At 71.5% G+C, this 26,689-nt stretch carries 23 protein-coding genes; 10 read left to right on the top strand and 13 right to left on the bottom strand.

Translation table 11 applies throughout. From position 1 onward, the window contains the following. Positions 1–80 precede the first annotated feature (80 nt). The gene (locus HNR16_RS04775) at positions 81–827 is read left to right on the top strand and encodes a PspA/IM30 family protein (protein ID WP_158041223.1); all 747 of its coding nucleotides are present in this window, start codon (positions 81–83) and stop codon (positions 825–827) included. Positions 828–1,195: 368 nt separating this feature from the next. Next, the gene (locus tag HNR16_RS04770; RefSeq protein ID WP_158041225.1) at positions 1,196–1,606 is read left to right on the top strand and encodes a Fe-S oxidoreductase; all 411 of its coding nucleotides are present in this window, start codon (positions 1,196–1,198) and stop codon (positions 1,604–1,606) included. A gap of 101 nt (positions 1,607–1,707) precedes the next feature. Here the strand turns inward: HNR16_RS04770 and HNR16_RS04765 are convergent, their stop codons facing one another. The 4 genes from HNR16_RS04765 to HNR16_RS04750 are packed head-to-tail and all read right to left on the bottom strand — an operon-like array spanning position 1,708 to position 5,436. Next, positions 1,708–3,156 carry an amidase gene (locus HNR16_RS04765; RefSeq protein ID WP_158041227.1) on the bottom strand — a complete coding sequence of 483 codons (1,449 nt, stop codon included), beginning with the start codon at positions 3,154–3,156 and terminating at the stop codon, positions 1,708–1,710. Then, positions 3,153–3,884 (bottom strand): uracil-DNA glycosylase, encoded by a 732-nt coding sequence (locus HNR16_RS04760; RefSeq protein WP_158041229.1) that lies wholly within the window; start codon positions 3,882–3,884, stop codon positions 3,153–3,155. The genes HNR16_RS04765 and HNR16_RS04760 overlap by 4 nt, the downstream gene beginning before the upstream one ends. After that, a complete protein-coding gene (locus HNR16_RS04755) occupies positions 3,881–4,600 on the bottom strand; it encodes a type 1 glutamine amidotransferase family protein (protein ID WP_158041231.1) in 720 nt (239 codons plus the stop codon). Before HNR16_RS04755 ends, HNR16_RS04760 begins: the two co-directional genes overlap by 4 nt. Beyond that, positions 4,597–5,436 (bottom strand): SDR family oxidoreductase, encoded by an 840-nt coding sequence (locus tag HNR16_RS04750; protein WP_179558100.1) that lies wholly within the window; start codon positions 5,434–5,436, stop codon positions 4,597–4,599. Before HNR16_RS04750 ends, HNR16_RS04755 begins: the two co-directional genes overlap by 4 nt. Here HNR16_RS04750 and HNR16_RS04745 point away from each other — a divergent pair. Beyond that, the gene (locus HNR16_RS04745; RefSeq protein WP_158041233.1) at positions 5,435–6,859 is read left to right on the top strand and encodes a bifunctional o-acetylhomoserine/o-acetylserine sulfhydrylase; all 1,425 of its coding nucleotides are present in this window, start codon (positions 5,435–5,437) and stop codon (positions 6,857–6,859) included. The two genes, HNR16_RS04750 and HNR16_RS04745, sit on opposite strands and share 2 nt — an antisense overlap. 112 nt (positions 6,860–6,971) lie before the next feature. Continuing rightward, positions 6,972–8,177 carry a homoserine O-acetyltransferase MetX gene (metX, locus tag HNR16_RS04740; protein ID WP_158041235.1) on the top strand — a complete coding sequence of 402 codons (1,206 nt, stop codon included), beginning with the start codon at positions 6,972–6,974 and terminating at the stop codon, positions 8,175–8,177. Here metX and HNR16_RS04735 read toward each other — a convergent pair. From HNR16_RS04735 to guaB1, 5 genes are all read right to left on the bottom strand, one after another. Continuing rightward, positions 8,138–9,424 carry a glycosyltransferase 87 family protein gene (locus tag HNR16_RS04735; protein ID WP_158041237.1) on the bottom strand — a complete coding sequence of 429 codons (1,287 nt, stop codon included), beginning with the start codon at positions 9,422–9,424 and terminating at the stop codon, positions 8,138–8,140. The two genes, metX and HNR16_RS04735, sit on opposite strands and share 40 nt — an antisense overlap. Then, the gene (locus HNR16_RS04730) at positions 9,421–10,329 is read right to left on the bottom strand and encodes an ADP-dependent NAD(P)H-hydrate dehydratase (protein ID WP_158041239.1); all 909 of its coding nucleotides are present in this window, start codon (positions 10,327–10,329) and stop codon (positions 9,421–9,423) included. The genes HNR16_RS04735 and HNR16_RS04730 overlap by 4 nt, the downstream gene beginning before the upstream one ends. Next, a complete protein-coding gene (locus tag HNR16_RS04725; protein ID WP_158041241.1) occupies positions 10,326–11,375 on the bottom strand; it encodes a hemolysin family protein in 1,050 nt (349 codons plus the stop codon). Before HNR16_RS04725 ends, HNR16_RS04730 begins: the two co-directional genes overlap by 4 nt. Continuing rightward, a complete protein-coding gene (locus HNR16_RS04720; RefSeq protein ID WP_158041242.1) occupies positions 11,368–12,753 on the bottom strand; it encodes a hemolysin family protein in 1,386 nt (461 codons plus the stop codon). Before HNR16_RS04720 ends, HNR16_RS04725 begins: the two co-directional genes overlap by 8 nt. Positions 12,754–12,847: 94 nt before the next feature. Beyond that, entirely contained in the window at positions 12,848–14,287 is a 1,440-nt protein-coding gene (gene guaB1, locus HNR16_RS04715; RefSeq protein ID WP_158041244.1) for a GMP reductase, read from the bottom strand. Positions 14,288–14,433: 146 nt separating this feature from the next. Here guaB1 and HNR16_RS04710 point away from each other — a divergent pair, with 146 nt between their 5' ends. Then, a complete protein-coding gene (locus HNR16_RS04710; RefSeq protein ID WP_158041246.1) occupies positions 14,434–18,204 on the top strand; it encodes a multifunctional oxoglutarate decarboxylase/oxoglutarate dehydrogenase thiamine pyrophosphate-binding subunit/dihydrolipoyllysine-residue succinyltransferase subunit in 3,771 nt (1,256 codons plus the stop codon). Between the two features lie 102 nt (positions 18,205–18,306). Here HNR16_RS04710 and HNR16_RS04705 read toward each other — a convergent pair whose 3' ends face one another. Both HNR16_RS04705 and HNR16_RS04700 read right to left on the bottom strand, forming a co-directional pair. Beyond that, entirely contained in the window at positions 18,307–18,552 is a 246-nt protein-coding gene (locus HNR16_RS04705; protein WP_158041247.1) for a zf-HC2 domain-containing protein, read from the bottom strand. After that, the gene (locus HNR16_RS04700; protein WP_192498247.1) at positions 18,549–19,232 is read right to left on the bottom strand and encodes a sigma-70 family RNA polymerase sigma factor; all 684 of its coding nucleotides are present in this window, start codon (positions 19,230–19,232) and stop codon (positions 18,549–18,551) included. The genes HNR16_RS04705 and HNR16_RS04700 overlap by 4 nt, the downstream gene beginning before the upstream one ends. A gap of 116 nt (positions 19,233–19,348) precedes the next feature. Between HNR16_RS04700 and aroA the strand changes: the two genes are divergently transcribed. From aroA to HNR16_RS04685, 3 genes are read left to right on the top strand one after another with little or no spacing between them, the layout of a single operon-like run. After that, positions 19,349–20,785: a 3-phosphoshikimate 1-carboxyvinyltransferase gene (gene aroA / locus HNR16_RS04695; RefSeq protein WP_158041251.1), complete on the top strand. Its 1,437-nt coding sequence runs from the start codon at positions 19,349–19,351 to the stop codon at positions 20,783–20,785. A gap of 10 nt (positions 20,786–20,795) precedes the next feature. Further along, positions 20,796–21,872 (top strand): ribosome small subunit-dependent GTPase A, encoded by a 1,077-nt coding sequence (rsgA, locus tag HNR16_RS04690; protein WP_158041253.1) that lies wholly within the window; start codon positions 20,796–20,798, stop codon positions 21,870–21,872. A gap of 26 nt (positions 21,873–21,898) precedes the next feature. Beyond that, positions 21,899–22,735, top strand: a complete 837-nt coding sequence (locus HNR16_RS04685) for an inositol monophosphatase family protein (RefSeq protein WP_158041254.1) — start codon at positions 21,899–21,901, stop codon at positions 22,733–22,735. A gap of 22 nt (positions 22,736–22,757) precedes the next feature. Here the strand turns inward: HNR16_RS04685 and HNR16_RS04680 are convergent, their stop codons facing one another. Further along, complete coding sequence (locus HNR16_RS04680) at positions 22,758–23,522, bottom strand: SDR family NAD(P)-dependent oxidoreductase (RefSeq protein ID WP_158041346.1); 765 nt, start codon at positions 23,520–23,522, stop codon at positions 22,758–22,760. A 212-nt stretch (positions 23,523–23,734) separates the two neighbouring features. Here HNR16_RS04680 and HNR16_RS04675 point away from each other — a divergent pair, with 212 nt between their 5' ends. Next, entirely contained in the window at positions 23,735–24,520 is a 786-nt protein-coding gene (locus HNR16_RS04675; RefSeq protein ID WP_225737913.1) for a thioesterase family protein, read from the top strand. Here the strand turns inward: HNR16_RS04675 and HNR16_RS04670 are convergent. Continuing rightward, complete coding sequence (locus HNR16_RS04670) at positions 24,517–26,001, bottom strand: MFS transporter (protein ID WP_158041258.1); 1,485 nt, start codon at positions 25,999–26,001, stop codon at positions 24,517–24,519. The two genes, HNR16_RS04675 and HNR16_RS04670, sit on opposite strands and share 4 nt — an antisense overlap. Positions 26,002–26,168: 167 nt before the next feature. On the opposite strand from HNR16_RS04670, the gene HNR16_RS04665 reads away from it, so the two are divergent. Continuing rightward, positions 26,169–26,663 (top strand): septum formation family protein, encoded by a 495-nt coding sequence (locus HNR16_RS04665; RefSeq protein WP_179558099.1) that lies wholly within the window; start codon positions 26,169–26,171, stop codon positions 26,661–26,663. Positions 26,664–26,689: the final 26 nt, after the last annotated feature.

Genomic DNA, 26,689 nt, shown 5'->3' with positions numbered 1-26,689 from the left:
CCGGTCGCCGACGAGCCCCGCCACCACGACCGCCGACCGTCCACGACATGCCCACCGACCAACCCCACGAAGGAGCATCAATGTCCGACAAGCAGTCCATCTTCGGTCGCATCAGCCAGCTGCTGCGAGCGAACATCAACGCGCTCATCGATCAGGCCGAAGACCCCGAGAAGATGATCGACCAGCTCATCCGCGACTTCTCGAGCAACATCCGCGAGGCCGAGTCGGCCATCGCCCAGACGATCGGCAACCTCCGCATGCTGGAGGACGACCACCGCGAGGACCTCCGTGCGGCCCAGGAGTGGGGCGGCAAGGCGCTCGCGGCGAGTGCGAAGGCCGACGAGTTCCGCTCGGCGGGGAACACGGTCGACGCCGACAAGTTCGACAACCTCGCGAAGGTCGCGATCTCCCGCCAGCTCGACGCGGAGAACGAGGCGCGCGCCGCCGAGCCGCAGATCACCTCCCAGACGGAGATCGTCGAGAAGCTCAAGTCGGGCCTCGACAACATGAAGCTCAAGCTGCAGCAGCTCACGTCGAAGCGGAACGAGCTCGCGGCCCGTGCGAAGACGGCCGATGCGCAGGTGCAGGTCAACAACGCCCTGCAGTCGATCAACGTGCTCGACCCGACGAGCGACCTCGGCCGTTTCGAGGACAAGGTGCGCCGGCAGGAGGCGCTCGCGCGCGGTCAGCAGGAACTGGCCGCCTCGAGCATCGACGCCCAGTTCAACCAGCTCGAGGACCTGGGCCAGCTCACCGAGGTCGAGGCGCGCCTGGCGGCCCTCAAGCAGGGTGGCGCGTCGCGACCGGCGATCGACGACGGCCGCTGATCGCATCGGCATCGTCGTTCGCGGCGATCGCCGATCGGCCGCCGACATCGAAGCGGCTCGGCGTCGCGCACCTGCGTGCGACGCCGAGCCGTCGATCCTCAGTCGTTGCGCGGCGGGGAACGGCGTTCGCCGATATCCGCCGCGTCGGGTGTGACGGCCTCAGCCGTCGATGGTTCGCGTGGCCCGTCGTTCGTCGCCGCGGGCGGAGCCGTTGATCGCGTACCTCATGCACACCTCGATCCCACCGGTCTTCCGATCGTGGGCGGCTCGTTCCGCCGACCGGCTCGGTCACGTTAGGACCGGTCGCTGTGAGCTCGCCGAGTCCGGGCGACACTAGAATCGTCGCGTCCGCACGTGAGGAGACGACAGTGCGTCAACTGCTGGAACGGGTGTTCCTCGACTCCCCGCTCTCGAGGCTCGGGGCGTTCGTCGCGACCCTCGTCGGCCTCGCCATCGGGTTCCCCCTCTCGACCGGGCGCGTCGAGGTCCACGACGGGCTCATCGTCTGCCGCGGCCTGCCGAAATGGGCGTTCCGACGCGGTGGCACGTGCGTCGGTCGCGTCTATCTGACGCGCGACGTCGTGGGCGAGCGCACGTTCCGCCACGAGCGCGTCCACGTTCGCCAGTGGCGACGCTACGGCTTCCTCTTCCCCGTGCTCTACTGGGCCGCGGGCCTCGACCCGCTCCGCAACCGCTTCGAGATCGAGGCCGGTCTGGAGGACGGCGGCTACATCAAGCGCCGCCGCCCCACTCCCCCGACGCCCCCGACAACGACCTGACCGGCCCAAGCCCGCGCCCCGTCCGCGCCTCCAACGGCGTTCCGGGTGGTTTTCGGGGTTCCGGGGCACCCGGAACCCCGAAAACCACCCGGAATCCGGGGTCAGGCCCAGCCCGGTGCACGGCGGTTCTGCCACTCCAGCTCGCGCTCGAGGATCGCGGCGAGGCGGAGCAGGCCGATCTCGTCGCCCGGCCGGCCGATCGCCTGGACCCCGACGGGCAGCGGGTCCGCCGCGACGGGCATCGAGATCGCGGGCAGCCCGCTCACGTTCACGTACGAGGTGAACGGCGTGTAGCGCACCTGCTGCTCGAAGTTGCGTTCGCCGTCGGCCTCGTCGTACCAGCCGAGCGGCCGCGGTGACATCGCGAGCGCGGGCGTGAGGACGGCGTCGAACCCCGAGTACGCCTCGACCACGCGTGACTCGAACGCCGCGAGCGCGCCCAGTGCGCCCGCGAGCGCCCCCGCCGGGAGCGCGCGGCCGACACCGACGAGCCACCTCGTGAGCGGCTCCACCCGTTCGAGCGTCTCGTCGTCGACGGGCAGCGCCGCCGCGCCGCCCTGCCACACGGCGCGGAACGCCTCGGCGTAACCGATGTCGTCGACGCCGCCGATACGCTCCACCCGGTGCCCGAGGCGTTCGAGCAGTCGCGCCGTGTCGTCGAGCGCCGCGAGGCTCGCGTCGTCGACGTCGATCGGGGTCCACGGCGCCCAGGGTGACCACGTCGAGACGGCGATGCGCAGCGTGTCCGTCCTCGCCGTGCGTTCGAGCGCCGCCAGGTAGCTCGCCTCAGCTCCCGGTGCCCGGAGCGTGTGGGGCCACGTCGCGTCGCGCGGTCCGATCATGCCGTCCAGCAGGAGCGCCGTGTCGGCGACCGAGCGCGCGATCGGCCCCGCCACGGGAAGACCCGCGAGCGCGCCGACGCCGGAGCCGCCCGGCACGCGACCGCGTGATGGCTTGAGCCCGACGAGACCGCACGCGGCGGCGGGGATGCGGATCGAACCGCCGCCGTCGGACCCCGGGGCGAACGGCAGGAGTCCCGCCGCGACCGCGACGGCCGCGCCGCCCGAGGAGCCGCCGGGCCCGAGCCGTTCGTCCCACGGATTGCGTGCGGGAGGCCCGATCCGGTTCTCCGTGTAGCTGGGGAACCCGAACTCCGGGCAGTTCGTCTTGCCGAGCGACACGCCGCCCGCGGCGTCCATCGTCGTCACGAGGAGGTCGTCGTGGTCGGCGACGACATCGACGAACGGCACCGAGCCGTAGCTCGTCGGCACGCCCGCCCGCGCGACGAGATCCTTGTCGCCGAACGGCAGCCCCCACAGGGGCGCCGCGAGTTCGTCACCCCCGGACGGATCGCCCGCCGCCCGCTCCGCGTCGAGTCGCGCGGCGCGTTCCAGTGCCCGGTCGCGCGTGATGGTCGTGAAGGCGCGCAGTCGCCCGTTCGCGCGCTCGAGACGGTCGAGGCCGTGTCGCGTGAGCTCGCTCGCCGTCAGCTCGCCCCGGGCGAGCAATCGCCGCAGTTCGACCGCCGAACGTTCGTGCAGTTCGGTCATGACCGTCCCTCCTCGTCGTCCGCGCCCGTCCCGGCGTCCACGCGCCAGTCGATGGGCGGTGCGCCCTGTGCCTCGAGCGCGTCGTTCACGCGCGAGAACGGCCGCGAGCCGAAGAACCCGCGCGAGGCGGACAGCGGGCTCGGGTGCGGCGTGGCGATGATCGGCACGCCGGGCAGGATCGGCGCGAGGTTCTGCGCGTCCCGTCCCCACAGGATCGCGACGAGCGGGCCGCCGCGGTCCGCGAGCGCGCGGATCGCGCACTCGGTCACCCGCTCCCAGCCCCGGCCACGGTGCGAGGCGGGCGTGCCCGGGGCGACCGTGAGGACGCGGTTCAGGAGCAGCACGCCCTGATCGCTCCACCGCGTCAGATCGCCGTGCGCGGCGGGCGGGATGCCGAGGTCGTCGTGCAGTTCGCGGTAGATGTTCTGCAGACTGCGCGGGATGGGGCGCACGTCGCGGGCGGTCGCGAACGAGAGGCCGATCGGGTGGCCGGGGGTCGGGTACGGGTCCTGCCCCACGACGAGCACGCGCACGTCCGCGAGCGGGCGCTCGAACGCGCGCAACACGAGGTTCCCCGCCGGCAGGTAGCCGCGCCCCGAGGCGACCTCCTCGCGGAGCATGTCGCCGAGCGCCTTCAGCTCACCCTGGACGGGCTCGAGCGCGCGTGCCCAGCCCTCGTCGATCGACCCGTCGGCCGCGAGTTCGCGAAGGCTCCGTCCGGCGCTCACGACTCGATGCCGTGGTGGGCACTCGACACGACGACCTCGCCGTTGTCCGCGAGGCGTGCCTGCCAGACGCTGCCCGTTCCGAACACGTCGAGCGACCCGTCGGCGACGGCGAGCACGGTGTCCTCGTCGATCACGAGCGCGCGGTCGACGGTGCCGGACTCGACGAGCGCGAGCACGCGGCCGAGGAGCCCCGCGGCCGCACCGCCCGTATCGATCGTGACGTCGACGAGGCCGAGTCCGGCGACGACGGCCACCTCGGCGGGCTCGTCGGCAGCGCTCGGCGCGAGCCGGACGCCGTCCAGCACGGTGCCGCCGAGCACGGCGGACTGGCCCGCCACGGCCGCTCCCGCCGCGATGCCCACGAACGGCACCTCCTCGCTCACGAGGCGGCGCAGGTCGACGACGGCCTCGCGGACGAGGCCGAGGAGGGGCACGGCGCTCGTGCCCACGAGCAACACGCCGTCGGCGCGCAGGAGGGCCTCGCGCGCCGCGTCCGAGGTGGCCTCGGGCACCTCCGGGCCCGGCGCGGCGTACACGTCGACGCGGCCCGCGCCCGCGCGCTCGAGCACCCCGACGAGCTCGGCGGTCGGGTCGCCGTCGGCGAGGACGACGAGCTGCGGTGCGCGCTCGGCGCGTTCGCGTGCGGAGCGCACGAAGCGGTCGAGCGCCTCGCGCGTCCCCGGTCCGAGGCCACCGCCCGCGAGCAGCAGGCTCACGACCGCTCCCCCGGTCCGCGGACCTCGAGCGGGCCGCGGACGAGCTTGTAGTGCGCCGCCTGCGCGATCGGGCGGACGACGATCTTGTCGAGGTTCACGTGGCCCGGCAGCTCGAGCGTGCCCGCGATGACGAGGGCGATGTCGCCCGCGACGAGGGGATGGTCGACGTCCTCGTAGATCCGCTCCGCCGCGTCGGCATCGCCACGCAGCCGCACCTTCGAGAACTCGGGCGTGTGGACGAGGCCGGGCGCGATGTCGGTGACGCGGATCGGTTCGCCCGCGAGTTCGAGGCGCAGCACGTCGACGAGCGCGGCCTCGGCGGCCTTCGCGGCGGAGTAGCCGGCGCCGCCCTCGTAGCGAACCGAGGCGGCCGTCGATGTGACCGTCACGATGTCGGCGTGCACGAAACCGTTCGCGTCGGCGCTCGCCCCCTCACGCAGGAGCGGCAGGAGCGTCGCGATGACGTCCTTCGTCGCGAGCACGTTCGTCTCGAACATGCGCCGCCAGTCGTCCTCGGAGCCCTGCTCGACGCTCTCGACGCCGAGCGCACCGCCCGCCACGTTCACGAGCGCCTGGACGGGCCCGATCTCGGCGACGCGCGCCGTGAGCCGCGCGACGTCGTCGGGTGACGTCAGGTCGGCGACGACCGGCTCGACCCCCGTCTCGGCGGCGAGCGCGTCGAGCCGGTCCGCGCGACGCGCCGTCGCGACGACCTCCCAGCCGCGACGGCGCAGCTCGCGCGCGGTCGCCTCGCCGATGCCGCTCGACGCCCCCGTGACCACCGCCCGCCGCGTCGTCCGCTCCGTCACCGCATCGTCCGTCGTCTGCGCATTCATGTCTCCATGCTGCCACGCACACCACCCCGTCGCCGCCGCGCGTGACCGTGCGCGACGACGCCGGTTGCCCGCCGGACGGTACCTCGGGATACTTGCGTCGCAACCACCCAGCGACGTGCAGGAGCACCCCTCGATGACGCAACACTTCGAAACCCGCCAGATCCACGCGGGGGCCGCCCCGGACCCGACCACGAACGCGGTCGTCACGCCCATCTACCAGACGACCTCCTTCGTGTTCGACAGTGCACAGCACGCGGCAGATCTGTTCTCGCTCGCACAGCCCGGCAACATCTACACGCGCATCACGAACCCGACGACCGCGGTGCTCGAGGCCCGGCTCGCCTCGCTCGAGGGAGGCTCCGGTGCGCTCGCGCTCGCCTCGGGGCAGTCAGCCGAGACGTTCGCCGTCCTGAACATCGCGGGCGCGGGCGATCACATCGTCTCCTCGACGTCGATCTACGGCGGCACCTACAACCTGTTCAAGTACACGCTCGCGAAGCTCGGCATCGAGACGACGTTCATCGAGGACCAGAACGATCCCGAGGCGTGGCGCGCCGCCGCGCGCCCCAACACGAAGCTGTTCTTCGCCGAGACGATCGGCAACCCCGCCGTCAACATCCTCGACATCGAGCCCGTCGCCGCCGTCGCGCACGACGTCGGCGTGCCCCTCGTCGTCGACAACACGGTCGCGACGCCGTACCTCATCCGTCCCATCGAGCACGGTGCTGACATCGTCGTGCACTCGGCCACGAAGTACCTCGGCGGCCACGGCGCCGTCGTCGGGGGCGTCATCGTCGACGGTGGCACGTTCCCGTGGTCGCAGCACGTCGACCGCTTCCCGGGCCTCACGGAGCCGGACCCGAGCTACGACGGGCTCAGCTACACGACCGCGCTCGGCGATGCGAACGCGTTCCACCTCAAGGCCCGCGTGCAGCTCCTGCGTGACATCGGCCCCTCGATCGCCCCCGCGAGCGCGTGGCAGATCCTCCAGGGCGTCGAGACCCTCAGCCTGCGGGTCGAGCGCCACGTCCAGAACGCGAAGCGCGTCGCCGAGTGGCTCGAGTCGAACGAACGCGTCGCGTCGGTCAACTACGCCGGCCTCCCGTCGAGCCCGTGGCACGAGCTCGCGAACCACTACGCGCCGCTCGGGGCAGGCGCGATCCTGTCGTTCGAGCTCAAGGGTGGCGTCGACGCGGGGCGGCGCCTCATCGAGTCGGTCGCGCTGTTCAGCCACCTCGTGAACATCGGTGACGTGCGTTCGCTCATCTCGCACCCCGCATCGACGACGCACTCGCAGTTGACGCCCGAACAGCTCCTGAGCGGCGGGATCACCCCGGGGCTCGTTCGCCTGTCGATCGGGCTCGAGCACGTCGACGACATCATCGGCGACCTCGATCAGGCGTTCGCGAAGGTCTTCGCCTGACGCCGGCGGATCGGGCTCGAACGGGGCGTCACGTCATGTGACGCCCCGTTCGGCGTCATACCGGCGCCGTCGGTCCGGGGTGGTGTCGTGCGTCCTCTAGGCTCGAGGGGTCATGCACTGGTCAGATCACGACGACTCACCGCGCCTCGGCCCGATCCGCTCGGACGAGCTGCGTGCTGCGTCGTTGCGCCCGCCGGTGACGGGCGCGTGGCGCGACGGGGAGCCCGTCGGGGACCGCCGCTTCGCGTGGCTGGGTTCGTTCGACTTCGAGCACGGCGGACAGGTGCCGCTCCTTCGCATCGCGTACGAGAGCTGGGGTGAGTTGAACGCGGACGCGTCGAACGCCGTCCTCGTCCTCCACGCGCTCACGGGTGACTCGCACGTCGAGGGCGCGGCGGGTGCCGGCCACTCGACGGTGGGTTGGTGGCCGGGACTCATCGGCCCCGGGCTCCCGCTGGACACCGACCGCTACTTCATCGTCGCCCCCAACATGCTCGGCGGGTGCCAGGGCTCGACGGGGCCGGCGAGCCTCGACGACCGCGGTGAGGAGTACGGCGCCGACTTCCCGCACACGACGGTGCGCGATCAGGTCCGTGCCCAGGCCCTCCTCGCCGATCACCTCGGCATCGAGCGCTTCGCGGCGGTCATCGGCGGCTCGATGGGCGGCATGCACGCGCTCGAGTTCTCGATCATGCACCCGCAGCGCGTCGCGAAGCTCGTCGTCCTGAGCGCGCCCGCACTCCTCGACGCACAGACGATCGCGCAGAACACGCTGCAGGCCGACGCGATCCGCCTCGATCCGTGGTTCCACGGTGGCCGCTACTACGACGAGCCGGCCGGGTTCGGTCCGCACCGCGGACTCGCCCTCGCGCGTCGCCTCGCGATGCTCGGCTACCGCTCGCAGACGGAGCTCGACGACCGCTTCGGTCGTTCCTGGCAGTCGAGCCTCGCGCCGGGTGAGGACGGCGGACGGTACGCCGTCGAGTCGTACCTCGACTTCCACGGCAACCGGTTCACCCGGCGCTTCGACGCGAACAGCTACATCACGCTCACGCAGGCGATGAACTCCCATAACGTGGGGCTCGGTCGGGGTGGCGTGGAGCGCGCACTCGATCTCGTCGAGGCGGAGACGCTCGTCGTCGGGATCGACTCGGACTCGCTGTTCCCCGTCTCGTCGCAGCACCGCATCGCGGCGGGGATCCGTAACAGTTTCACGCGCGACGAGGCGCTCGTGATCTCCTCACCGTTCGGTCACGACGGGTTCCTGCTCGAGATCCATCACGTTGGTGACGCGATCCGCTCGCTCCTCGCGCGCTGACGCAGGCGGCCCAGTTCGCGGGCGCTCCACACGAGGAGCACGACGTACAGCACGTTGCGGGCCACGAGGACGAGCACGAGGAACGGGGATCCGCCCGTGACGCCGTCGTAGCCCCACGGATAGACGATCTGTGTGAGGCCTGCGACGAACAGGCCGCCGACCGCGGGAACGAACGCACGTTTCGCGTCCCACACGATGAGGACCGCGACGACGGCGCCGATCCACGTCGCGAACTGCGGCGAGCCGACCTTGTTCGTCACGATGAGCGCGAGGACGAGGCCGAACACGAGCGGCGGGAGCACCCGGGCGGCACTCGCGCCGGAGCGCCGGGCCATGACACCGAGCACGACGAACAGGACGACCACGGCCGCCATGAGCGCCGAACCGAGCGCCGACAGCTCGGCCGTGAGGGGCCCCGTGATCTGGAACGTCTTGATGTCGGTGTCGTACGCGACCCGGTAGCCGCCCACGCCGAACGCGTCGGCGAGCATGACGGGCGCGGCGACGATCGACTCGATCTGCAGTCCGCGCCCCGTCTGCTGCGTGACGAACGAGAGCACGGCGGGCCATCCGCCCGCAAGCACCGCGCCACCCACGACGAGGACGCACACGACCGCGGCGCCGACGATCGCGCGCACTCGCGCTCGATCCGCGACCGCGACGACGGCGAGGAACGCCGCCGCCGGCCAGACCTTGATCCACGCCCCGATCGTGAGGAGTGCACCCGCCACGCCGGGCGAGCGTCGCAGCGCGAGGAGTCCGACGACGACGAACGGGACGACGATCGCGTCGATGCGTCCGAGCGCGATCGGGCCGAGGAGGAGCGTGAACGCGAGCCACCACCAGGCGGCGAGGCGACGGACACCGCCGCTCGGCCCGCTGGGGCGGACGAGCGTCAGGACCGTGAGGACGATCGCGTTCGCGACGCCGACGACGACGAGCCACGCGAGCCCGTAGTGCTCGCGACCGCCGAGGCCGTGGGCGATGAGATCGGCCGCCCGCATGGGCACGAGGGCGAGGAGCGGGTAGACGAAGGGTTCGTCGATCCCGGGGACGGTGCCCGCGTCCATGCGCGCCATCCAGTCGGGATAGACGGCGAGGACGTCACCGTACGGATTGGACGCGGAGGTCAGGTTGACGACGCGGTGGAGCACGTGGACACCGAGGGCAGTGAGCCAGATCAGCACGATCTGCGTCCACACTGCGACGTGGATGCCCGGCGCGCTCGCCCTCGACGGGCCCGTCATCGCGCGAGCACCGCCGCGATGACGCCGGAGAGCGCGTCCGCGACGTCGAGGGCCGTCACCGGCCCGCCGACGGGCCGGTGCGCACGGCTCACGTCGTCGAGCACGTCGTCGGCCGGCGCGGCCGGGTCGAGGACGCGCGCGGCGGCGAGTGCCCCGGCGCGCCCGTGCAGCCAGGCCGCGGCCGCCGCCAGTTCGGCGAGCGGCGGAACGGGGTCGCGATGCGCGGCCGTCGCTCCGAGCGCCCCCACGAGTCCCGCGAGCACGTCGCCGGTGCCGGCCACGGCGAGCCACGAGGTCGGCGCGACGACCACGGCGAGGGTGTCGGGGGACGCGACGATCGTGCGGTGTCCCTTCGCCACGACGACCGCGCCGGTCGCTCGCGCGACCTCGGCGGCGATCCCCTCCGGATCGCCCTCGACGTCGCGCACGCGGATGCGGCGGCCCACAAGCCGGGTCGCGAGTTGCGCGAGCTCGCCCGCGTGCGGGGTGAGGACGGCGCCCGGCACGGCCGGGTCCTCGGTCGGGACGGCCTGCAGGGCCGTCGCGTCGAGCACGGTCGCCGAACCCCCGCGGGCACGGCGGACGGCGTCGACGAGCCGCGGATCGCCCGGGTCCTCGACGCCGGAGCCCGCGACGACGACGTCGGCATCGTGCCCGCCGCTCGCGCAGACGGTCTCGGGGCGGCGATCGAGGACTCGTGAGGCGACGGCGTGCGGACCCGCGTAGCGCACGAACCCCGCGCCGCCGCGTGCGGCCGCCTCGGCGCCGAGCACGGCCGCGCCCGGGTACGCGAGCGATCCCGTGCGCAGCTCGACGAGCCCGCGCCGGTACTTGTGGTCGTCGGGGCGCGGCGCGAACACGCACGCGGCCGCCTCGGACAGCCCGAACGACGTGGCGGGGCTCATGCGCGGGCCTGCCGCTGCGTCGCGTCACGGATCTCGCCGACGAGTTCCTCGATGATGTCCTCCAGGAACAGGACGCCGACGGGTTCGCCGTCCATGTCGAGGGCGCGGGCGAGGTGCACGCGCGCGCGTCGCATGCCCGTGAGCGCGTCCTCGAGGTCGGTGCCCGCGTAGAACGTCATGATGGGCCGGATCCGGTCGGCCGGGATGGGGCGGTCGTAGTCGTCGCCGACGAGATCGAGCACGTCCTTGAGGTGGACGTAGCCGATGGGTTCGCCGCTCGGCCCGTTCACGAGGTATCGCGAGTAGCCCCACGTCGCGACCGCCTGCTGGAGGTCGGCGGGTGTCGCGCCGTCGGGCAGCGTCCGGATGCGGTCGCGCGGGACGGCGACCTCGCGCACGGTCTTGGCCGTGAACTCGAACGCGTTCGTGAGCGCCCCCGTCTCGTCGTGCAGCACGCCCTCGCGTTTCGACTGCGCGACGATCCCCGCGACCTCGTCGAAGGTGTAGGCGCTCGTCGCCTCGTCCTTCGGTTCGACACCGAGCGCCCGGACCGCGAGGTTCGCCGTGCCGTTGAGGAACGCGATGATCGGGCGGAACACGCGGGAGAAGAACACGAGCGGGGGCGCGAGCAGGAGCGCAGCCCGGTCCGGGACCGAGAACGAGATGTTCTTCGGCACCATCTCCCCCAGCACGACGTGCAGGTACGACACGACGACGAGCGCGATCACGAACGCGATCGTCGAGATCGCGCCGACGGAGAGCCCCGTGAGCGCGAGCGGGATCTCGAGCAGATGGTGCAGCGCGGGCTCGGACACGTTGAGGATGAGCAGCGAGCACACGGTGATGCCGAGCTGGCTCGTCGCGAGCATGAGGGTCGCGTGCTCCATCGCGTAGAGCGTCGTCTTCGCGGCCGCGCTGCCCGCGTCGGCGCGCGGTTCGATCTGTGAGCGTCGCGCGGAGATGACCGCGAACTCGGCGCCGACGAAGAACGCGTTGCCCGCGAGCAGGACCACGAGCCAGGCGAGGCCCGTCCAGGAGTCAGCCACGTCGTCCTCCGTCCCGGTCGTCGCGACCCGGATGTTGCCTGCGCGACCCGTCGAGTCGAGCGAACAGCTCCTCGCGGGGCTCGTAGTCCTCACCCGGCCAGAAGCGCACGCGTTCCACGCGGAGTCCGTCCATCCGCACGACCTCGAGCTCCCCCGTCTCGGTCGGCACGCGGTCGCCGACCTTCGGGATGCGTGCGAGCCGCGCCATGACGTACCCGCCGACGGTCTCGTAGGGGCCGTCCTCGTCGATCGCGATGTTGTAGCGCTCGCGCAGTTCGTCCGGGCGCAGCAGGCCGTCGAACTCGATGCGGCCCGTGCGGCTCGGCTGCTCGACCTGCGTCCGGTCGTGCTCGTCGACGAGCTCGCCGACGATCTCCTCGACGAGGTCCTCGAGGGTCGCGACGCCGGCCGTCCCGCCGTACTCGTCGAGCACGACCGCCATCTGGAACCCGCCGCCACGCAGTTCGCCGAGCAGCGCGTCGAGCCCGATCGTCTCGGGGACGAGCAGCGCGTCCTGCTTGATCGCGCCGACGGGCACGACCCCGCGTCGGTCGAGTGGGACGGCGACGGCGCTCTTGACGTGCACGAGACCCACGACGTCGTCGATGCCGTCGTCGATGACGGGGAACCTCGAGTGACCCGTCGAGCGCGCGAGGTCGATGACGTCCTGGACAGGGCGCTCGACGCCGACCGCGTCGACGCGCGGCCGTGGCGTCATGACGTCGTCGGCGGTGTGCGCGGAAAACCGGAGCGTGCGGCTGAGCAGCGCGGCCCGGTCGTCCTCGAGCACGCCCGCGATGGCCGAGCGCCGGACGAGGCTCGAGAGCTCCTCCGCCGTGCGGGCGCCCGAGAGCTCCTCCTTCGGCTCGATGCCCATCGAGCGGATGAGGGCGTTCGCGCTTCCGTTGAGTGCACGCACGGGGAGCCGGAACACGGTCGTGAACGCGCGCTGGACGGGCACGACGATCTTCGCGACCTCGACGGGCAGCGCGAGCGCGAGGTTCTTGGGGATGAGCTCGCCGACGAGCATCGACAGGAGCGTCGCGAAGACCATCGCGACGACGGCGCCGACGACGGAGACCCAGTCCTCGGGCACCCCGAGGGCCAGGAAGAGTCCGCCGAGGAGCTTCGTGACGGCCGGCTCCATCGTGTAACCCGTGAGGAGCGTCGTGAGCGTGATGCCGAGCTGCGCACCCGAGAGTTGCGTCGAGGTGTGCCGGAGTGCCGCGATGATGGGCCCGAGGCCCTTCTCACCGCGGTCGCGACGGGACTCCAGCTCGTTGCGATCGAGGTTGACGAGCGTGAACTCGCTCGCGACGAACACGCCCGTCCCGAGCGTGAGGGCGACACCGATGGCGAGCAGCACCCATTCGTTCATCGGGCGTGACCCCGATTCCTGCCGACGTGACGACGGTCATCATCCATTGCCGTCGAGTATAGGAGCCCGGCCCCGCGCGGGAGCCCGGTCCCGGTCACCAGGAGACCGGGAGGGCCTTGCCCTCCTCGTAACCTGCGGCGGACTGCACGCCGACCTTCGCGCGGTCCCGGAACTGCCGGAGATCGGCCGCGCCGGCATAGGTGAACGACGAGCGCACGCCCGACGTAATCATGTCGAGCAGGTCCTCGACGCTCGGCCGCAGCGGGTCGATGAGGATGCTCGACGAGGAGATGCCCTCGGCGAACAGGGCCTTGCGCGCGAGCTCGTATGCGTCGAGTCTGCCGAACCGTCCGCGTACGGCCTTCGTCGAGGCCATGCCGAACGACTCCTTGTACCGCCGCCCCTGCTCGTCGTGTCGCACGACGCCGGGCGCCTCGACGGTACCCGCGAACCAGGACCCGATCATGACCGCCGACGCACCCGCGGCGAGCGCGAGCGCGACGTCGCGCGGGTAGCGCACACCGCCGTCCGCCCACACGTGTGCGCCGAGTGCCTGCGCGGTCTCGGCGGTCTCGAGCACGGCCGAGAACTGCGGGCGGCCGACGGCCGTCATCATGCGCGTCGTGCACATCGCGCCCGGACCGACGCCGACCTTCGCGACGGTGGCACCCGCGGCCACGAGGTCCCGCGTACCGGATGCCGTGACGACGTTGCCGGCCACGAGCGGCACACCGAGCTCGGCCTCCCGGACGCGCTCGAGCGCCCGGAGCATCGCCGATTGGTGGCCGTGCGCCGTGTCGAGCACGAGCACGTCCGCCCCCGCCTCGACGAGGCGGCGGGCCCGCTCGACGGGGTCGCCCGAGACGCCGATCGCCGCCGCGACCGCGAGGCGCCCGCTCGCGTCGACGTTCGCCGGGTCGATCGTGGCGCGGAGCGCACCGCGCTCGCTGATCGTGCCGACGAGGACGCCCTCCCGTTCGACGCGGGCGAAGCCGGTGCCGAGCTCCTGGAGTGCGTCGAACGCGCCGCGGCCGTCCAGGCCGTCGGTGACCTCGACGACCGCGCCGCCGGGGCGCACGAGGTCACCGAGCACCGCGTCCCCGGGAATCCGCGCGAGGTCGGACAGTTCGACGACGCCGAGCGGTTCGCCCTCGGCGTCACGCACCACGACGCCGAAGCCCTCGACGGGCGGCACGAGCTCGCCGAGCTCGTCGACGGTCGTGGCCGCCGTGGCCTCGAACGGCGTGTCCCACAGCGGGTCCTGCGACTTGACCCACCCCACCGCATCGATCGCGGCCTCGGCATCGAGGTCCTGCGGCAGGACCGCGAGACCGCCCCGACGGGCGAGTGACGCGGCGAGGCGCGGGCCCGTGACGGCGTTCATGTTGGATGCGACGATCGGCACCCGCATTCCGGTGCCGTCGCCCGAGTCGAGGCGCACGGCGAGCCGCGACCCGACGTCGGAGCGCGAGGGGACGAGGAAGACGTCCGAGTAGGTGAGCTCGTGCGCCGGGGGCCGTTCGATGAACTGCATGCCGCCCAGCCTACGGGGCACCTGTCACGCGCCGTCGTGGCCCGTCGCGTCGCGTTTTGACGTTAGGCTATTGCCCCGGAAGTACGGCTCATTTCGGGCGCGATCGCGCGAAGGCGCGGAGACGAAGGTTAGGCGGCGATTCGGCAGTGTCGAACAATACGACCGGGGCGGCAGACAGCGGAAATCACTCCGACTTCGGAGCCAACGACTGGCTCGTCGAGGAGATGTACGAGAAGTTCAGTCAGGACCGCGCCTCGGTCGACGAGGCCTGGTGGCCCACCCTCGAGCAGTACGGCAAGCAGCTCGCGGCGAACGAGTCGGGCACGACGCGGGCGACGACGCCCACGAGCGATGCCACGACGAAGCCCGCGAACGGCGGGGCGACGACGCCTGCTGGGGCATCTGCGGCGAAGGCCGCGGGCACGGCCGCCGCGGACGCGGCGAAGGGTCCGGCCCAGCCCGCCAAGTCGGTGCAGTCGAAGACGACCGCCGAGGCCCCGAAGCCAAAGCCCATCCCGGCGGACGCCCCCGCCGCTCCGAAGGCGAAGGCGCCGGCGCGTGCGGACGAAGTCGTTCCACTGCGCGGCCCGGCGAAGGCGATCGCGAAGAACATGGACCTCTCGCTCGAGGTCCCCACGGCGACGAGCTACCGCGAGATCCCCGCGAAGCTCATGATCGACAACCGCATCGTGATCAACAACCACCTCCGTCGCACGCGCGGCGGCAAGGTCTCGTTCACGCACCTCATCGGGTGGGCGCTCGTGCGCGCGCTGTCGAAGTTCCCGTCGCAGAACGTGTACTACGACATCGTCGACGGCAAGCCGTCGGCCGTGCAGCCCGCCCACATCAACCTCGGCATCGCGATCGACGTGCCGAAGCCCGACGGCACGCGGCTGCTCGTCGTCCCGAGCATCAAGCAGGCGGAGGAGCTCGACTTCAGCGAGTACCTCGCGGCGTACGAGGACCTCATCAAGCGCGGGCGTTCGAACAAGCTCACCGCCGAGGACTATGCGGGCGCGACGATCTCGCTCACGAACCCAGGCGGCATCGGCACGCTCATGTCGGTGCCGCGCCTCGTCAAGGGCCAGGGCGCGATCATCGGCGCCGGCGCCCTCGACTACCCCGCGCCGTTCCAGGGCATGTCGCAGGAGTCGGTCAACGAAATGGCCGTCTCGAAGCGCCTCACGCTCTCGTCGACGTACGACCACCGCGTCATCCAGGGCGCCGGTTCGGGCGAGTTCCTGAAGCTCGTCGCCGAGCACCTCACGGGCGGGCACGACTTCTACGAGGAGATCTTCGCGGCACTGCGGATCCCCTACAAGCCCGTCGTGTGGTCGCAGGACATCCACGTCGACCTCGCCGCGCACCTCAACAAGACGGCGCGCGTCCACCAGCTCATCAACATGTACCGCGTCCGCGGCCACATGATGGCCGACATCGACCCGCTCGAATACGTGCAGCGCACGCACCCCGACCTCGAGATCGAGAGCCACGGCCTCACGTTCTGGGACCTCGAGCGCGAGTTCGTCGCGGCCGGCTTCGGCGGCAACAAGCGCATGATGAAGCTGCGCGACATCCTCGGCATCCTGCGCGACTCGTACTGCCGCACGATCGGTATCGAGTACATGCACCTGCCGGATCCCGAGCAGCGCGAGTGGTTCCAGGACCAGCTCGAGCACCCGTACCAGAAGCCGACGCACGAGGAGCAGATGCGCATCCTCAACAAGCTCAACGAGGCCGAGGCGTTCGAGACGTTCCTGCAGACGAAGTACGTCGGCCAGAAGCGCTTCTCGCTCGAGGGCTCGGAGTCGGTCATCTCGCTGCTCGACACGATCATCCAGGGCGCGGCCGAGGAGGAGCTCGACGAGGTCGCGATCGGCATGGCCCACCGCGGTCGCCTCAACGTGCTCACGAACATCGCGGGCAAGACCTACGGCCAGATCTTCCGCGAGTTCGAGGGCGTCGGCGCGGCATCCGCGAAGCGCGGCTCGGGCGACGTGAAGTACCACCTCGGTATCGAGGGTGAGTTCACGGCCGCGTCGGGCGCGACGATCCCCGTCTACCTCGCGGCGAACCCCTCGCACCTCGAGGCCGTGAACGGCGTGCTCGAGGGCATCGTGCGCGGCAAGCTCGACCGCACCGACGACGGCCGCGACGCGGTCCTGCCGATCCTCATCCACGGCGATGCGGCGATGTCGGGCCAGGGCATCGTGTACGAGGTCATGCAGATGTCGGAGCTGCGCGCCTACAAGACGGGCGGCACGATCCACGTCAACATCAACAACCAGGTCGGCTTCACGACGACGCCGCGCGACGGTCGCTCGTCGATGTACTCGACCGACGTCGCGAAGGCGATCCAGGCGCCGATCCTGCACGTGAACGGCGACGACCCCGAGGCCGTGGCCCACGTCGCGGAGCTCGCGTTCGCCTACCGCCAGCGCTTCCACAGCGACATCGTCATCGACCTCATCTCGTACCGCCGACGCGGCCACAACGAGGGCGACGACCCGTCGATGACGCAGCCGATCATGTACAACCTGATCGAGGCGAAGCGCTCGGTGCGCAAGCTCTACTCCGAGGCGCTCGTCGGTCGCGGCGACATCACGCAGGAGGAGTTCGACCAGGCGCAGCGCGACTTCCACGACCGCCTCGAACGTGCCTTCGCGGAGACGCACCAGGCGCAGACCGAGTCGACGCCGATCACGGCGGCCGAGCTCGGTGGCGTCGGGTCGCGCGAGTCGGACGAGCAGATCGCGCCGCGGCCGTCGGCCGTCCCGCAGAGCGTGCTCTCGACGATCGGCGAGGCGCACGCGAACCCGCCCGAGGGCTTCACGGTGCACTCGAAGCTCAAGGCCGTGCTGCAGAAGCGCGCCGAGATGAGCCGCAGCGGCAACGTCGACTGGGCGTACGCCGAACTGCTCGCCCTCGGCTCGCTCCTCATGGAGGGCACGCCCGTCCGCTTCACGGGGCAGGACTCGCGCCGTGGCACGTTCACGCAGCGCAACGCGGTCTTCCACGACCGCGCCAACGGCCAGCTCTGGATCCCGCTGTCGAACCTGAGCGACGACCAGGCGCGCCTGTCCATCTACGACTCGTTCCTGAGCGAGTACGCGGTGCTCGGCTTCGAGTACGGCTACTCGGTCGAGCGGCCCGACTCGCTCGTCCTGTGGGAGGCGCAGTTCGGCGACTTCGCGAACGGCGCGCAGACCATCATCGACGAGTTCATCTCCTCCTCGGAGCAGAAGTGGAACCAGCGTTCGAGCGTCGTGCTGCTGCTCCCCCACGGCTACGAGGGCCAGGGCCCGGACCACTCGTCCGCGCGTATCGAGCGGTTCCTGTCGCTCGCGGCGGAGAACAACATGACCGTCTCGCAGCCGTCCACGCCGGCGAGCTACTTCCACCTGCTCCGCGAGCAGGCCTACGCGCGGCCGCGCAAGCCGCTCATCGTGTTCACGCCCAAGTCGATGCTGCGACTCCGGAGCGCGGTCTCGCCGCTCGACGAGTTCACGAACGGCACGTTCGAGCCGGTCATCGACGATGCCCGATCGCTCGACCGCGCCGCGGTCAAGCGCGTCGTGCTGCTGAGCGGCAAGCTGTCCTACGAGCTCGCGGCCGAGCTGGAGAAGCGGCAGGACACGTCGATCGCCCTCGTGCGCGTCGAGCGGTACTACCCCGTCCCGGTCGAGGAGATCAACGCGGTGTTGCGGGAGTACCCGAACGCCGAGATCGTGTGGGCGCAGGACGAGCCGGAGAACCAGGGCGCCTGGCCGTTCATCCGCTCGCACCTCGCACCGTACCTCGAGAACCGGACGATCTCGGTCGCATCGCGTCCGGAGGCCTCGGCGCCGTCGGTCGGCAACATGAAGGCGCACACCCGCCAGCAGGCCGATCTGATCGGTCGCGTCCTCGGCTCGTAGGCGACATCGCACCGCGGACACGCGGAAGGGGAACCCACCGACGGTGGGTCCCCCTCGTCGTCGGAGCCGGTCGCGCGTCGACGCCACCGGGCCCGTCGAGCGTCAGCCGTGGGCGCGGTAGCTCGCCCGGAGGGCGACGATGACCTGCGTGCGGACCTGCTCGGGCGCACGCTCACGACACGAGCGGCGGAGCGCACTCATGAGGTTCGTGTTCACGAGCAACTCCTCGCGGCACGTCGCGCACGTCCGGACGTGCTCGCGGATATCGGCCGCATCCGCCGAGCAGAGTTCGTTGTGCAGGTACTCCTCCAGCAGGCGCAAGGCGTCGTCGCATCCGCAACCGCTCATGACGTCCTCCCCCGTTCCCGTTTCGTCGTTTTCGTCGTCGTCTCGCTGCCGACCGCCTCGGGCGGCAGGATGCCCTGCTCCCGCGCGTAGTCGCCGAGCTTCTCGCGCAACAGGCGTCTGCCCCGGTGGAGCCGACTCATGACCGTGCCGACGGGCGTGTGCATGATCTCGGCGATCTCCTTGTACGCGAAGCCCTCGACATCGGCGAGGAGCACCGCCATCCGGAAGTCGTCCGGCAGGGACTGGAGCGCCTCCTTCACGGTCGAGTCGGGCATGCGCTCGAGCGCCTCGGCCTCGGCCGAGCGGTTGGACCGCGAGTGCGACGTCGTCGACTCCGCACTGCCCAGCTGCCAGTCCTCGAGCTCCTCGAGCGGGTTCGTGAACGGCTCGCGCTTCTTCTTCCGGTACTGGTTGATGTAGAGGTTCGTGAGGATGCGGTACAGCCACGCCTTCAGGTTGGTCCCCTGCGTGAAGCTCCGGAACGCCGCGTAGGCCTTCACGAACGTCTCCTGCACGAGGTCCTGCGCGTCGGCGGGATTGCGGGTCATCCGCATCGCGGCCGCGTAGAGCGGGTCGAGGAAGGGTAGCGCCTGTTCCTCGAACAGGGCGGTCAGTTCGGCGTCGCTCGGTTCGGCGTCGCTCGCGGTCGACTCGTCCGCGAAGTCGCTCTCGTCGGTCATCGCGACCGAGTGTAGTTCGTCGACACCGAGCGGCCGCCGTTCGAGCACGTTCGTGCGCTGCATCCGTCGCTCCCATCCGGCTCGGCCGAGCCGTCTCCCGCTAGTCTTGGGAACCGATGGAGATCTTCGATTATTCCGGCCCGCGCTTCGACGTGTATCGCGAGGACGCGGCCTCCGAACCGCTCGTCCTCGACGACGGGCCCTGGCCCGCGCCTCGCGCCGACGGGCCCGTCGAGGCGCGCCTGCGCATTCCCGGTTCGAAGAGCCGGACGAACAGGGAGCTCGTGCTCTCGGCACTCGCGCGCGAGGCGTCGATCCTGCGGCGCCCGCTCCACGCCCGCGACACCGACCTCATGGTGACCGCGCTCACGCAATTGGGGACGACGTCCGACCACCTCGACGAGGGTGGCCGATTCGGTGACGATCTCGAGATCGTCCCGGGGACGCTCACGGGCGGCGTCTCGATCGACTGCGGGCTCGCGGGGACGGTCATGCGCTTCGTGCCGCCCCTCGCCGCGCTCGCGCTCGGTCCCGTCGCGTTCGACGGCGACGAGTCCGCCCGGCGGCGACCGATGGGCACGACCGTCGAGGCGCTCACCGCGCTCGGCGTCGACGTCCGTGACGACCATCGCGGCCGGCTCCCGTTCTCCCTCTACGGGACCGGTCGTGTGCAGGGCGGCAAGGTGCGCATCGACGCGTCGGCGTCGAGCCAGTTCGTCTCGGGTCTCCTGCTCTCCGCACCGCGGTTCCGCAGGGGGCTCACGGTGCGGCACACGGGCGAGCACCTGCCGAGCGTCCCGCACATCGACATGACCCTCGAGGCCCTGCAGGGGCGCGGCGTGGCGGCGGAGCGCGTCGACGAGCGGACGTGGCACGTGCCCGCGTCGCCGATCGCGGGCGCCGAGATCACGATCGAGCCCGATCTGTCGAACGCCGAGCCGTTCCTCGTCGCCGCGATCGTCGCCGGCGGCAGTGTGTCCATCGAGGACTGGCCGGAGCGCACGACGCAGGTCGGTGCGCAGCTCGTGCCGATCCTCGAACGCTTCGGGGCGACGTTCGAACGGACCGACGACGGTGCGCTCGTCTGCTCGGTCGAGCGCGGCATCGTCGAGGGCCACGAGGTGCGCGGTATCGACCTCGACCTCGGCGAGGCGGGCGAGCTCGCCCCGAACCTCGCCGCGCTGTGCGCCCTGTGCTCGACACCGAGCCGGCTGACGGGCATCGGGCACCTGCGCGGCCACGAGACCGACCGGCTGGCGGCACTCGCGACCGAACTCACGAAGGTCGGGGCGGAGGTCACCGAGTTCGACGACGGCCTCGAGATCGTCCCCGGCGAGCTGCACGGCGCCGAGTGGTCCGCCTACGAGGACCACCGCATGGCCACGTCGGGTGCGATCGTCGGGCTCGCGGTCGACGGCGTGACGATCGACGACATCGGCTCGACGGGCAAGACGCTCCCCCAGTTCCCCGAGCTCTGGGCGGAACTGCTCCGTCCCGGCGGCGAGGAGCCCGACGAGCCCGGGACGATCAGCCTCGCGGACTTCGGCGTGTGACGGTCCTCGCGTGACTTCTCGACGTGTCGACGCCTACGACGACTACGGCGACTGGGACGAGGAGGATGTCCGCGTCCGCCCGAACCCGCGCGCCAACCGGCCCCGCAGCAAGCACCGGCCCGACCACGCCGATGCCGTGCCGGGACTCGTCCTGACGATCGACCGGGGGCGTTCGACGGTCCTCGTCGGCGAGGACAGCGACGACGAGCGCATCGCCACGGCGACGCGTGCCCGTGAACTGCCCCGAGGTTCGATCATCACGGGCGACCGCGTCGAGCTCGTCGGCGACACGTCCGGCGACGCGGGGACGCTCGCGCGGATCGTCCGGGTCGCGGATCGCTCGACGCTGCTCCGGCGGAGTGCCGACGACAGCGATCAGGTGGAGCGGAGCATCGTCGCCAACGCCGACCGCATGCTCGTCGTCGCCGCGACGACGCGTCCCGAGCCACGACCGCGGCTCATCGACCGGTACCTCGTCGCCGCGTACGACGCGGGTATCGAGCCGATGATCGTGCTGACGAAGACCGACCTCGAGCCGGCGGACGCGATGCGCGCGCTCGTCGAACCGCTCGGCGTCCGCGTCTTCGAGTCCCGCAGCGATGCACCGCCGCTGACCGCACTGCGGCGCGCGCTGGCCGGACACGTGACCGTCATGGTCGGGCACTCCGGCGTCGGGAAGTCGACGCTCGTCAACGCGCTCGTCCCGAGCGCCGAGCGACAGACGGGTCACGTCAACGAGGTGACGGGTCGCGGTCGGCACACGTCCTCGTCGAGCCTCATGCTGCGCGTCGTCGACGACGACGGACGGACGGGCTGGATCATCGACACCCCCGGTGTGCGGTCGTTCGGCCTCGGGCACGTCGACGCCGACCACGTCCTGCGCGGATTCCCCGACCTCGACGCGATCGCCGAGGAGTGTCCGCGCGGCTGCACCCACCGCCGCGGTGCGCCCGATTGCGAACTCGATGCGGCCGCGGCGGACGGGCGCCTCACCGGGCCCTCGCTCGCGCGGCTCGAATCGCTCCGCCGGCTCTTCGACTCGATGGACGCGGCCGACGAGCCCGGCGAGCGCGCCGCGAACCCCTGATCAGCGACGCGGTCTAGGCTCGTGGCGTGGCCACCGAAATCCTGCACCCCATCTCGTCCGATCTGCGGCTCGCGCGTGAGCTCGCCGACATCGCCGATGCGATCTCGATGCCCCGGTTCCGTTCGCACGACTTCGACGTCTCCCTCAAGGAAGACCGCACGCACGTCACCGACGCCGACCGGGCGGTCGAGCGCGCGATCCGCGAGCGGCTCGCGGACGCCCGGCCGAGCGATTCGATCTACGGCGAGGAGTACGGCACGCAGGGTACGAGCCGTCGGCAGTGGATCATCGACCCGATCGACGGCACCGCGAACTACATGCGCGGCGTGCCCATCTGGGCGACGCTCATCGGGCTCGTGATCGACGGGGTGCCCGAGGTCGGCGTCGTGAGCGCACCGGCCCTCAACCGCCGCTGGTGGGGCGCAACGGGCCACGGCGCGTACATCGACGACGATCTGAGCGACTCGAACACCGCGACGGACCGTCGCATCCAGGTCTCGGGGGTGCAGCGCCTCGAGGACGCGACGATCAGTTACAACAGTCTCAAGGGCTGGGACGAGGCGGGCAGGCTCGACCCCCTCATCGACCTCAGCCGCCGCGTCGCGCGCTCGCGCGCCGTCGGCGAGTTCTGGTCGTACGTGCTCGTCGCGGAGGGGGCGATCGACATCGCCGGCGAGTACGACCTCAAGCCGTACGACATGGCGGCGCTCGAGCCCGTCGTCCGCGAGGCCGGTGGCCGGTTCACGAGCCTCGCGGGCGAGGAGGGACCGTGGCACGGTTCGGCGCTCGCGACGAACGGTGAACTGCACGACGAGGTGCTCGCGATCGTCGCGAAGCGTCCGGGGCCGCCACTGCGCGCCTGATGCCCCGTCGTGCCGATCCCGCTCAGCGCGGCGCCATCCTGATCGCGCCGTCGAGCCGGATCACCTCGCCGTTGAGCATGGGGTTCGCGACGATGTGCGCGACGAGGTCGGCGTACTCCTCGGGGTGGCCGAGCCGCGCGGGGTGGGGCGTCTGCGACTCGAGCGAGGCGACGGCCTTCGGGTCGAGCCCCTCGAACATGGGCGTCCGGAAGAGCCCCGGCGCGATCGTCACGACGCGGATGCGCGCGGACGCGAGGTCCCGCGCGATCGGGAGGGTCATGGCCGCGACCCCTCCCTTCGACGCCGCGTAGGCGGCCTGGCCGATCTGACCGTCGAACGCCGCGACCGACGCCGTGTCGACGATGACGCCCCGCTCGGTCGCGTCCGCGTCGTCGTGCGCGGCCATGCGGGCGGCGGCGAGCCGGAGCACGTTGAACGTCCCGACGAGGTTGATGTCGACGACGCGCCGGAACGTGTCGAGCGGGAACGGCCCACCACGTCCCACGACGCGCGCGGCGTCGGCGACCCCCGCGCAGTTGACGGCGACGGCGAGGGGGGCGAGCGATTCGGCGACATCGAGTGCCTGCGCGACGTCGGTCTCGCTCCGGACGTCCCCGGGCGCGAACCGGACGCGCTCGCCGAGTTCCGTCGCGACCTCGGCGCCGCGCGACCCCGGCAGGTCGACGATCACCACCGATGCGCCGTCCGTCATGAGTCGCCGGACGGTCGCGAGGCCGAGACCGGACGCGCCTCCCGTCACGATCGCCGAACGCCCGTCGATTCGCATCATCGCTCCGTCCCGCGCCGTCGGCGCCTGTCGCGGACCGTCGTCGTGCCCACGGCGAGGCCATTGAAGCACGTCGCCCCGGGTCCCGGCCGCGACCGTCCGCACGGCCCCGGTGCAGGAGCGCGACGGCCCGGCCCGATGCCGTGCGCATCGACGGGGCGTCTGCGAGGATGTCGACACACACCGGCGTGGGTCGACGAGGAGGACGTGCCGTGGACGAGGCGTGCTATCGACGGACGGGGCCGGGCACCTACGAATCCACGCCGTCCGCGCGCGGCGCGTGGACGCCGGACGAGCAGCACATGGCGGCGGCGACGGGGCTCGTCGTCGAGGCGCTCGTCGAACACGCACGGACGGATCCGGCGAAGCGGATCGCGCGGATCTCCCTCGACATCCTGGGCACGATCCACATGGGCGACGTCGAGCTCGCGACGCACGTGATCCGCCCGGGGCGTCGCATCGAGCTCGTCGAGACGACGCTCCGGACTCGCGGACGCACGAGCATCGTCGCGCGGGCGTGGCGGCTCGCGGTCGCCGACACGAGCTCGGTCGCGGGAACGCCCGTCGCGCCCATGCCGGGCCCCGCGCACGCCGAACCGCTCGCGTTCGACGAGTGGCCCGACGGGTACGTGCAATCCATCGAGGCGCGTACGCTCCCCGGGCGCGTGCCGGGTTCCGCGCGCGTCTGGCTCCGCGGCACGCTCCCGATCATCGAGGGCACCCCGACCTCGCAGCTCGCGCGCATCCTCGCCCTCGCGGACGTCGCGAACGGCATCGCCCCGCGTTCGACGCCGTCCGACGGTCCGGTCACGTTCCCGAACGTGGACCTGCAGCTGCACCTCTTCCGCGACCCGGTCGGCGCGTGGCTCGGTCTCGACACGCTCCAGACCTTCGGTCCGAGCGGCACGGGCCTCACCTCGTCGACCATGCACGACGAGCGTGGCCCCTTCGGCCGCATCGAGCAGGCGCTGCTCGTCCTGCCGGGCGGCCACGCCTAGCGCGCGGGCGGCTCCGCCGGGGACGTCCGGCCACGGCGTCGCGCACCGACGAGATCCACGATCGCCAGGATCAGCGTCACGCCGACGACACCGAGCAGAATCGTCATGCAGAGCGTCATCGTGTGTCGGTAGGACTCGAGATCGGCGACTCCCTCGCCCCCGGCAGCGGCGATCCCGGCGAAGAACGTCGAGGTCGTGACCGCGACGCCCACGGCGTTCCCGAGGCGCTGCCCGACCTGCTGGAACGAGCCGGCGACCCCCGCCTCCGAGAGCGGGACGTCGACGAGCGTCCGCATCTGGTTCGCGCCCATCACGGCGCCCGCGCCCGCGCCCGAGATCGCGAAGACCGCCGCGACGAGGAGCGGCGCGTGCTCGGGGTCCGCGAAACCCGCCACCACGAGGACGCCCGCGATCCCCACGAGGTACGTGCCGACGCCCGCGACGACGAGCTGCGGCGCGAAGCGGTGCGTGTAGCGCCCGAGGACGGCGGCCGACACGGCCGAGACGAGGGCGTAGGGCACGGACACGAGGCCGGCGACGAGCGCCGGATGGCCCTGTCCCTGCATGAGGAAGAGCGTGATGACGAGGAACACGGCGGGCATGGCCATGAAGAAGCACGTCGTGATGAGGACGCCGTACCGGTACGAGGATGTGCGGAACAGGGCGAAATCGATGACGGGCGTCTTGCCGACGCGGGCATACCGCCGCTCCCACGCGACGAACGCGGCCCCGGTGATCGCCGCCCCGATGAGCAGGAACCACCTCGCGGGGACGTCGTCGGAGCGCCCCGTGGTTAACACGAAGGGGAGCATGACGAGCAGGACCGTCGACGCGAGGAGCCCGACGCCGACGAGATCGAGCTGCGTCCCCGCCGAACGCGGCTGCGCGGCGGGGAGCAGCCGGAGCGCGAGCACGAGCAGGATGAGCGCGAGCGGCACGTTCATGCCGAATGTCCAGCGCCATCCGAGCTCCTCCCCGAGCGTGCCGATGAGCAACCCGCCCACCGTCGGCCCGAACGCCGTGCCGAGCCCGATGGACGCACCGAAGATGCCGAACGCGCGCCCGCGCTCAGCTCCCTGGAACAGCTGCTGCACGAGGCCGAGCACCTGCGGCATGAGGATGCCCGCCGCGAGCCCCTGCAGCAGCCGAGCACCGACGAGCACCTCCTTGACCGGGGCGAGCGCGCACAGGAGGCTCGCGCCGGTGAAGACGGCGAGACCGATCTCGAACAGCGCCTTGCGGTTCCACACGTCGCCGAGCCGACCGGCAGGAACGAGTGCGATACCGAACGCGAGCACGTATCCGGCCACGATGAGCTGGGTCTCGGTCGCGCCGGTGCCGAGCGTGTGCGAGATCGGGGCGAGGGTGACGTTGACCTTCGCGAGGTCGAGGATCGTCAGGACCGCGACCGCCGTGCACACGGCGAACGCCGGCCACCGGGTGTCCTTCGAGCCGCCGATCGATGCTGGAGTTGACGTCATGACACCTTTCGAGCCTTCGCCGGGGATCGCTCCGGAACCCGCCAAGCCTACCCATCGGCGGTCCCCCGGGCGGCCGGGAGGCCCGGCCGGTGGCGTCGTTCGCGAACGCCCCGGGCGTGGACGGTATCCTGAGCCGGACGGGTGACGACCGACGGATGAGGAGCATCGTGGCTGCAACGGCTCGATCCGGACTCGCCGCGCTCGCGGTCGCCGCCGCGTCGATGCTCGTCCTCGTCGGGTGCGCGCCGGGCGGCGAACCTCGCCCCTCGACGCCGATCTCGCCCGAGTCGGGGAAGCCCGTGAACCTCGTGGCCATCTCGGTCGGCGACTGCTTCGACGTCCCCCCGTCCGCTCCCGACGGGCAGGCACTCGAGTACTCCTCGTGCGACACCCCCCACACCTACGAGGCCTACGCCGAGCACGAGCTCGCCGACGGCGAGTACCCGGGTGTCGACGAGCTCACGACGATCGCGAAGACGCAGTGCCGGACGGCCTTCGAGTCGTTCACGGGCGGTGACTCCCACCGATCGGCGTTCGACTTCTCGTACATCGGGCCGTCGGAGTCGACGTGGAACGCGCTCGACGACCGCGAACTCGTCTGCATCCTGTTCCCGCTCAACGGCCAACCGACGACCGGCTCCGCACGCGACTCCGGCGCCTGAGCCGACGGCTACGATGTCGGAGGCCG

It is taken from the genome of Pseudoclavibacter chungangensis (assembly GCF_013410545.1).
Lineage (GTDB): Bacteria > Actinomycetota > Actinomycetes > Actinomycetales > Microbacteriaceae > Pseudoclavibacter > Pseudoclavibacter chungangensis.
Note: the sequence above shows the minus strand (reverse complement) of the source record. Positions and strands in the feature narration are given on the sequence as shown.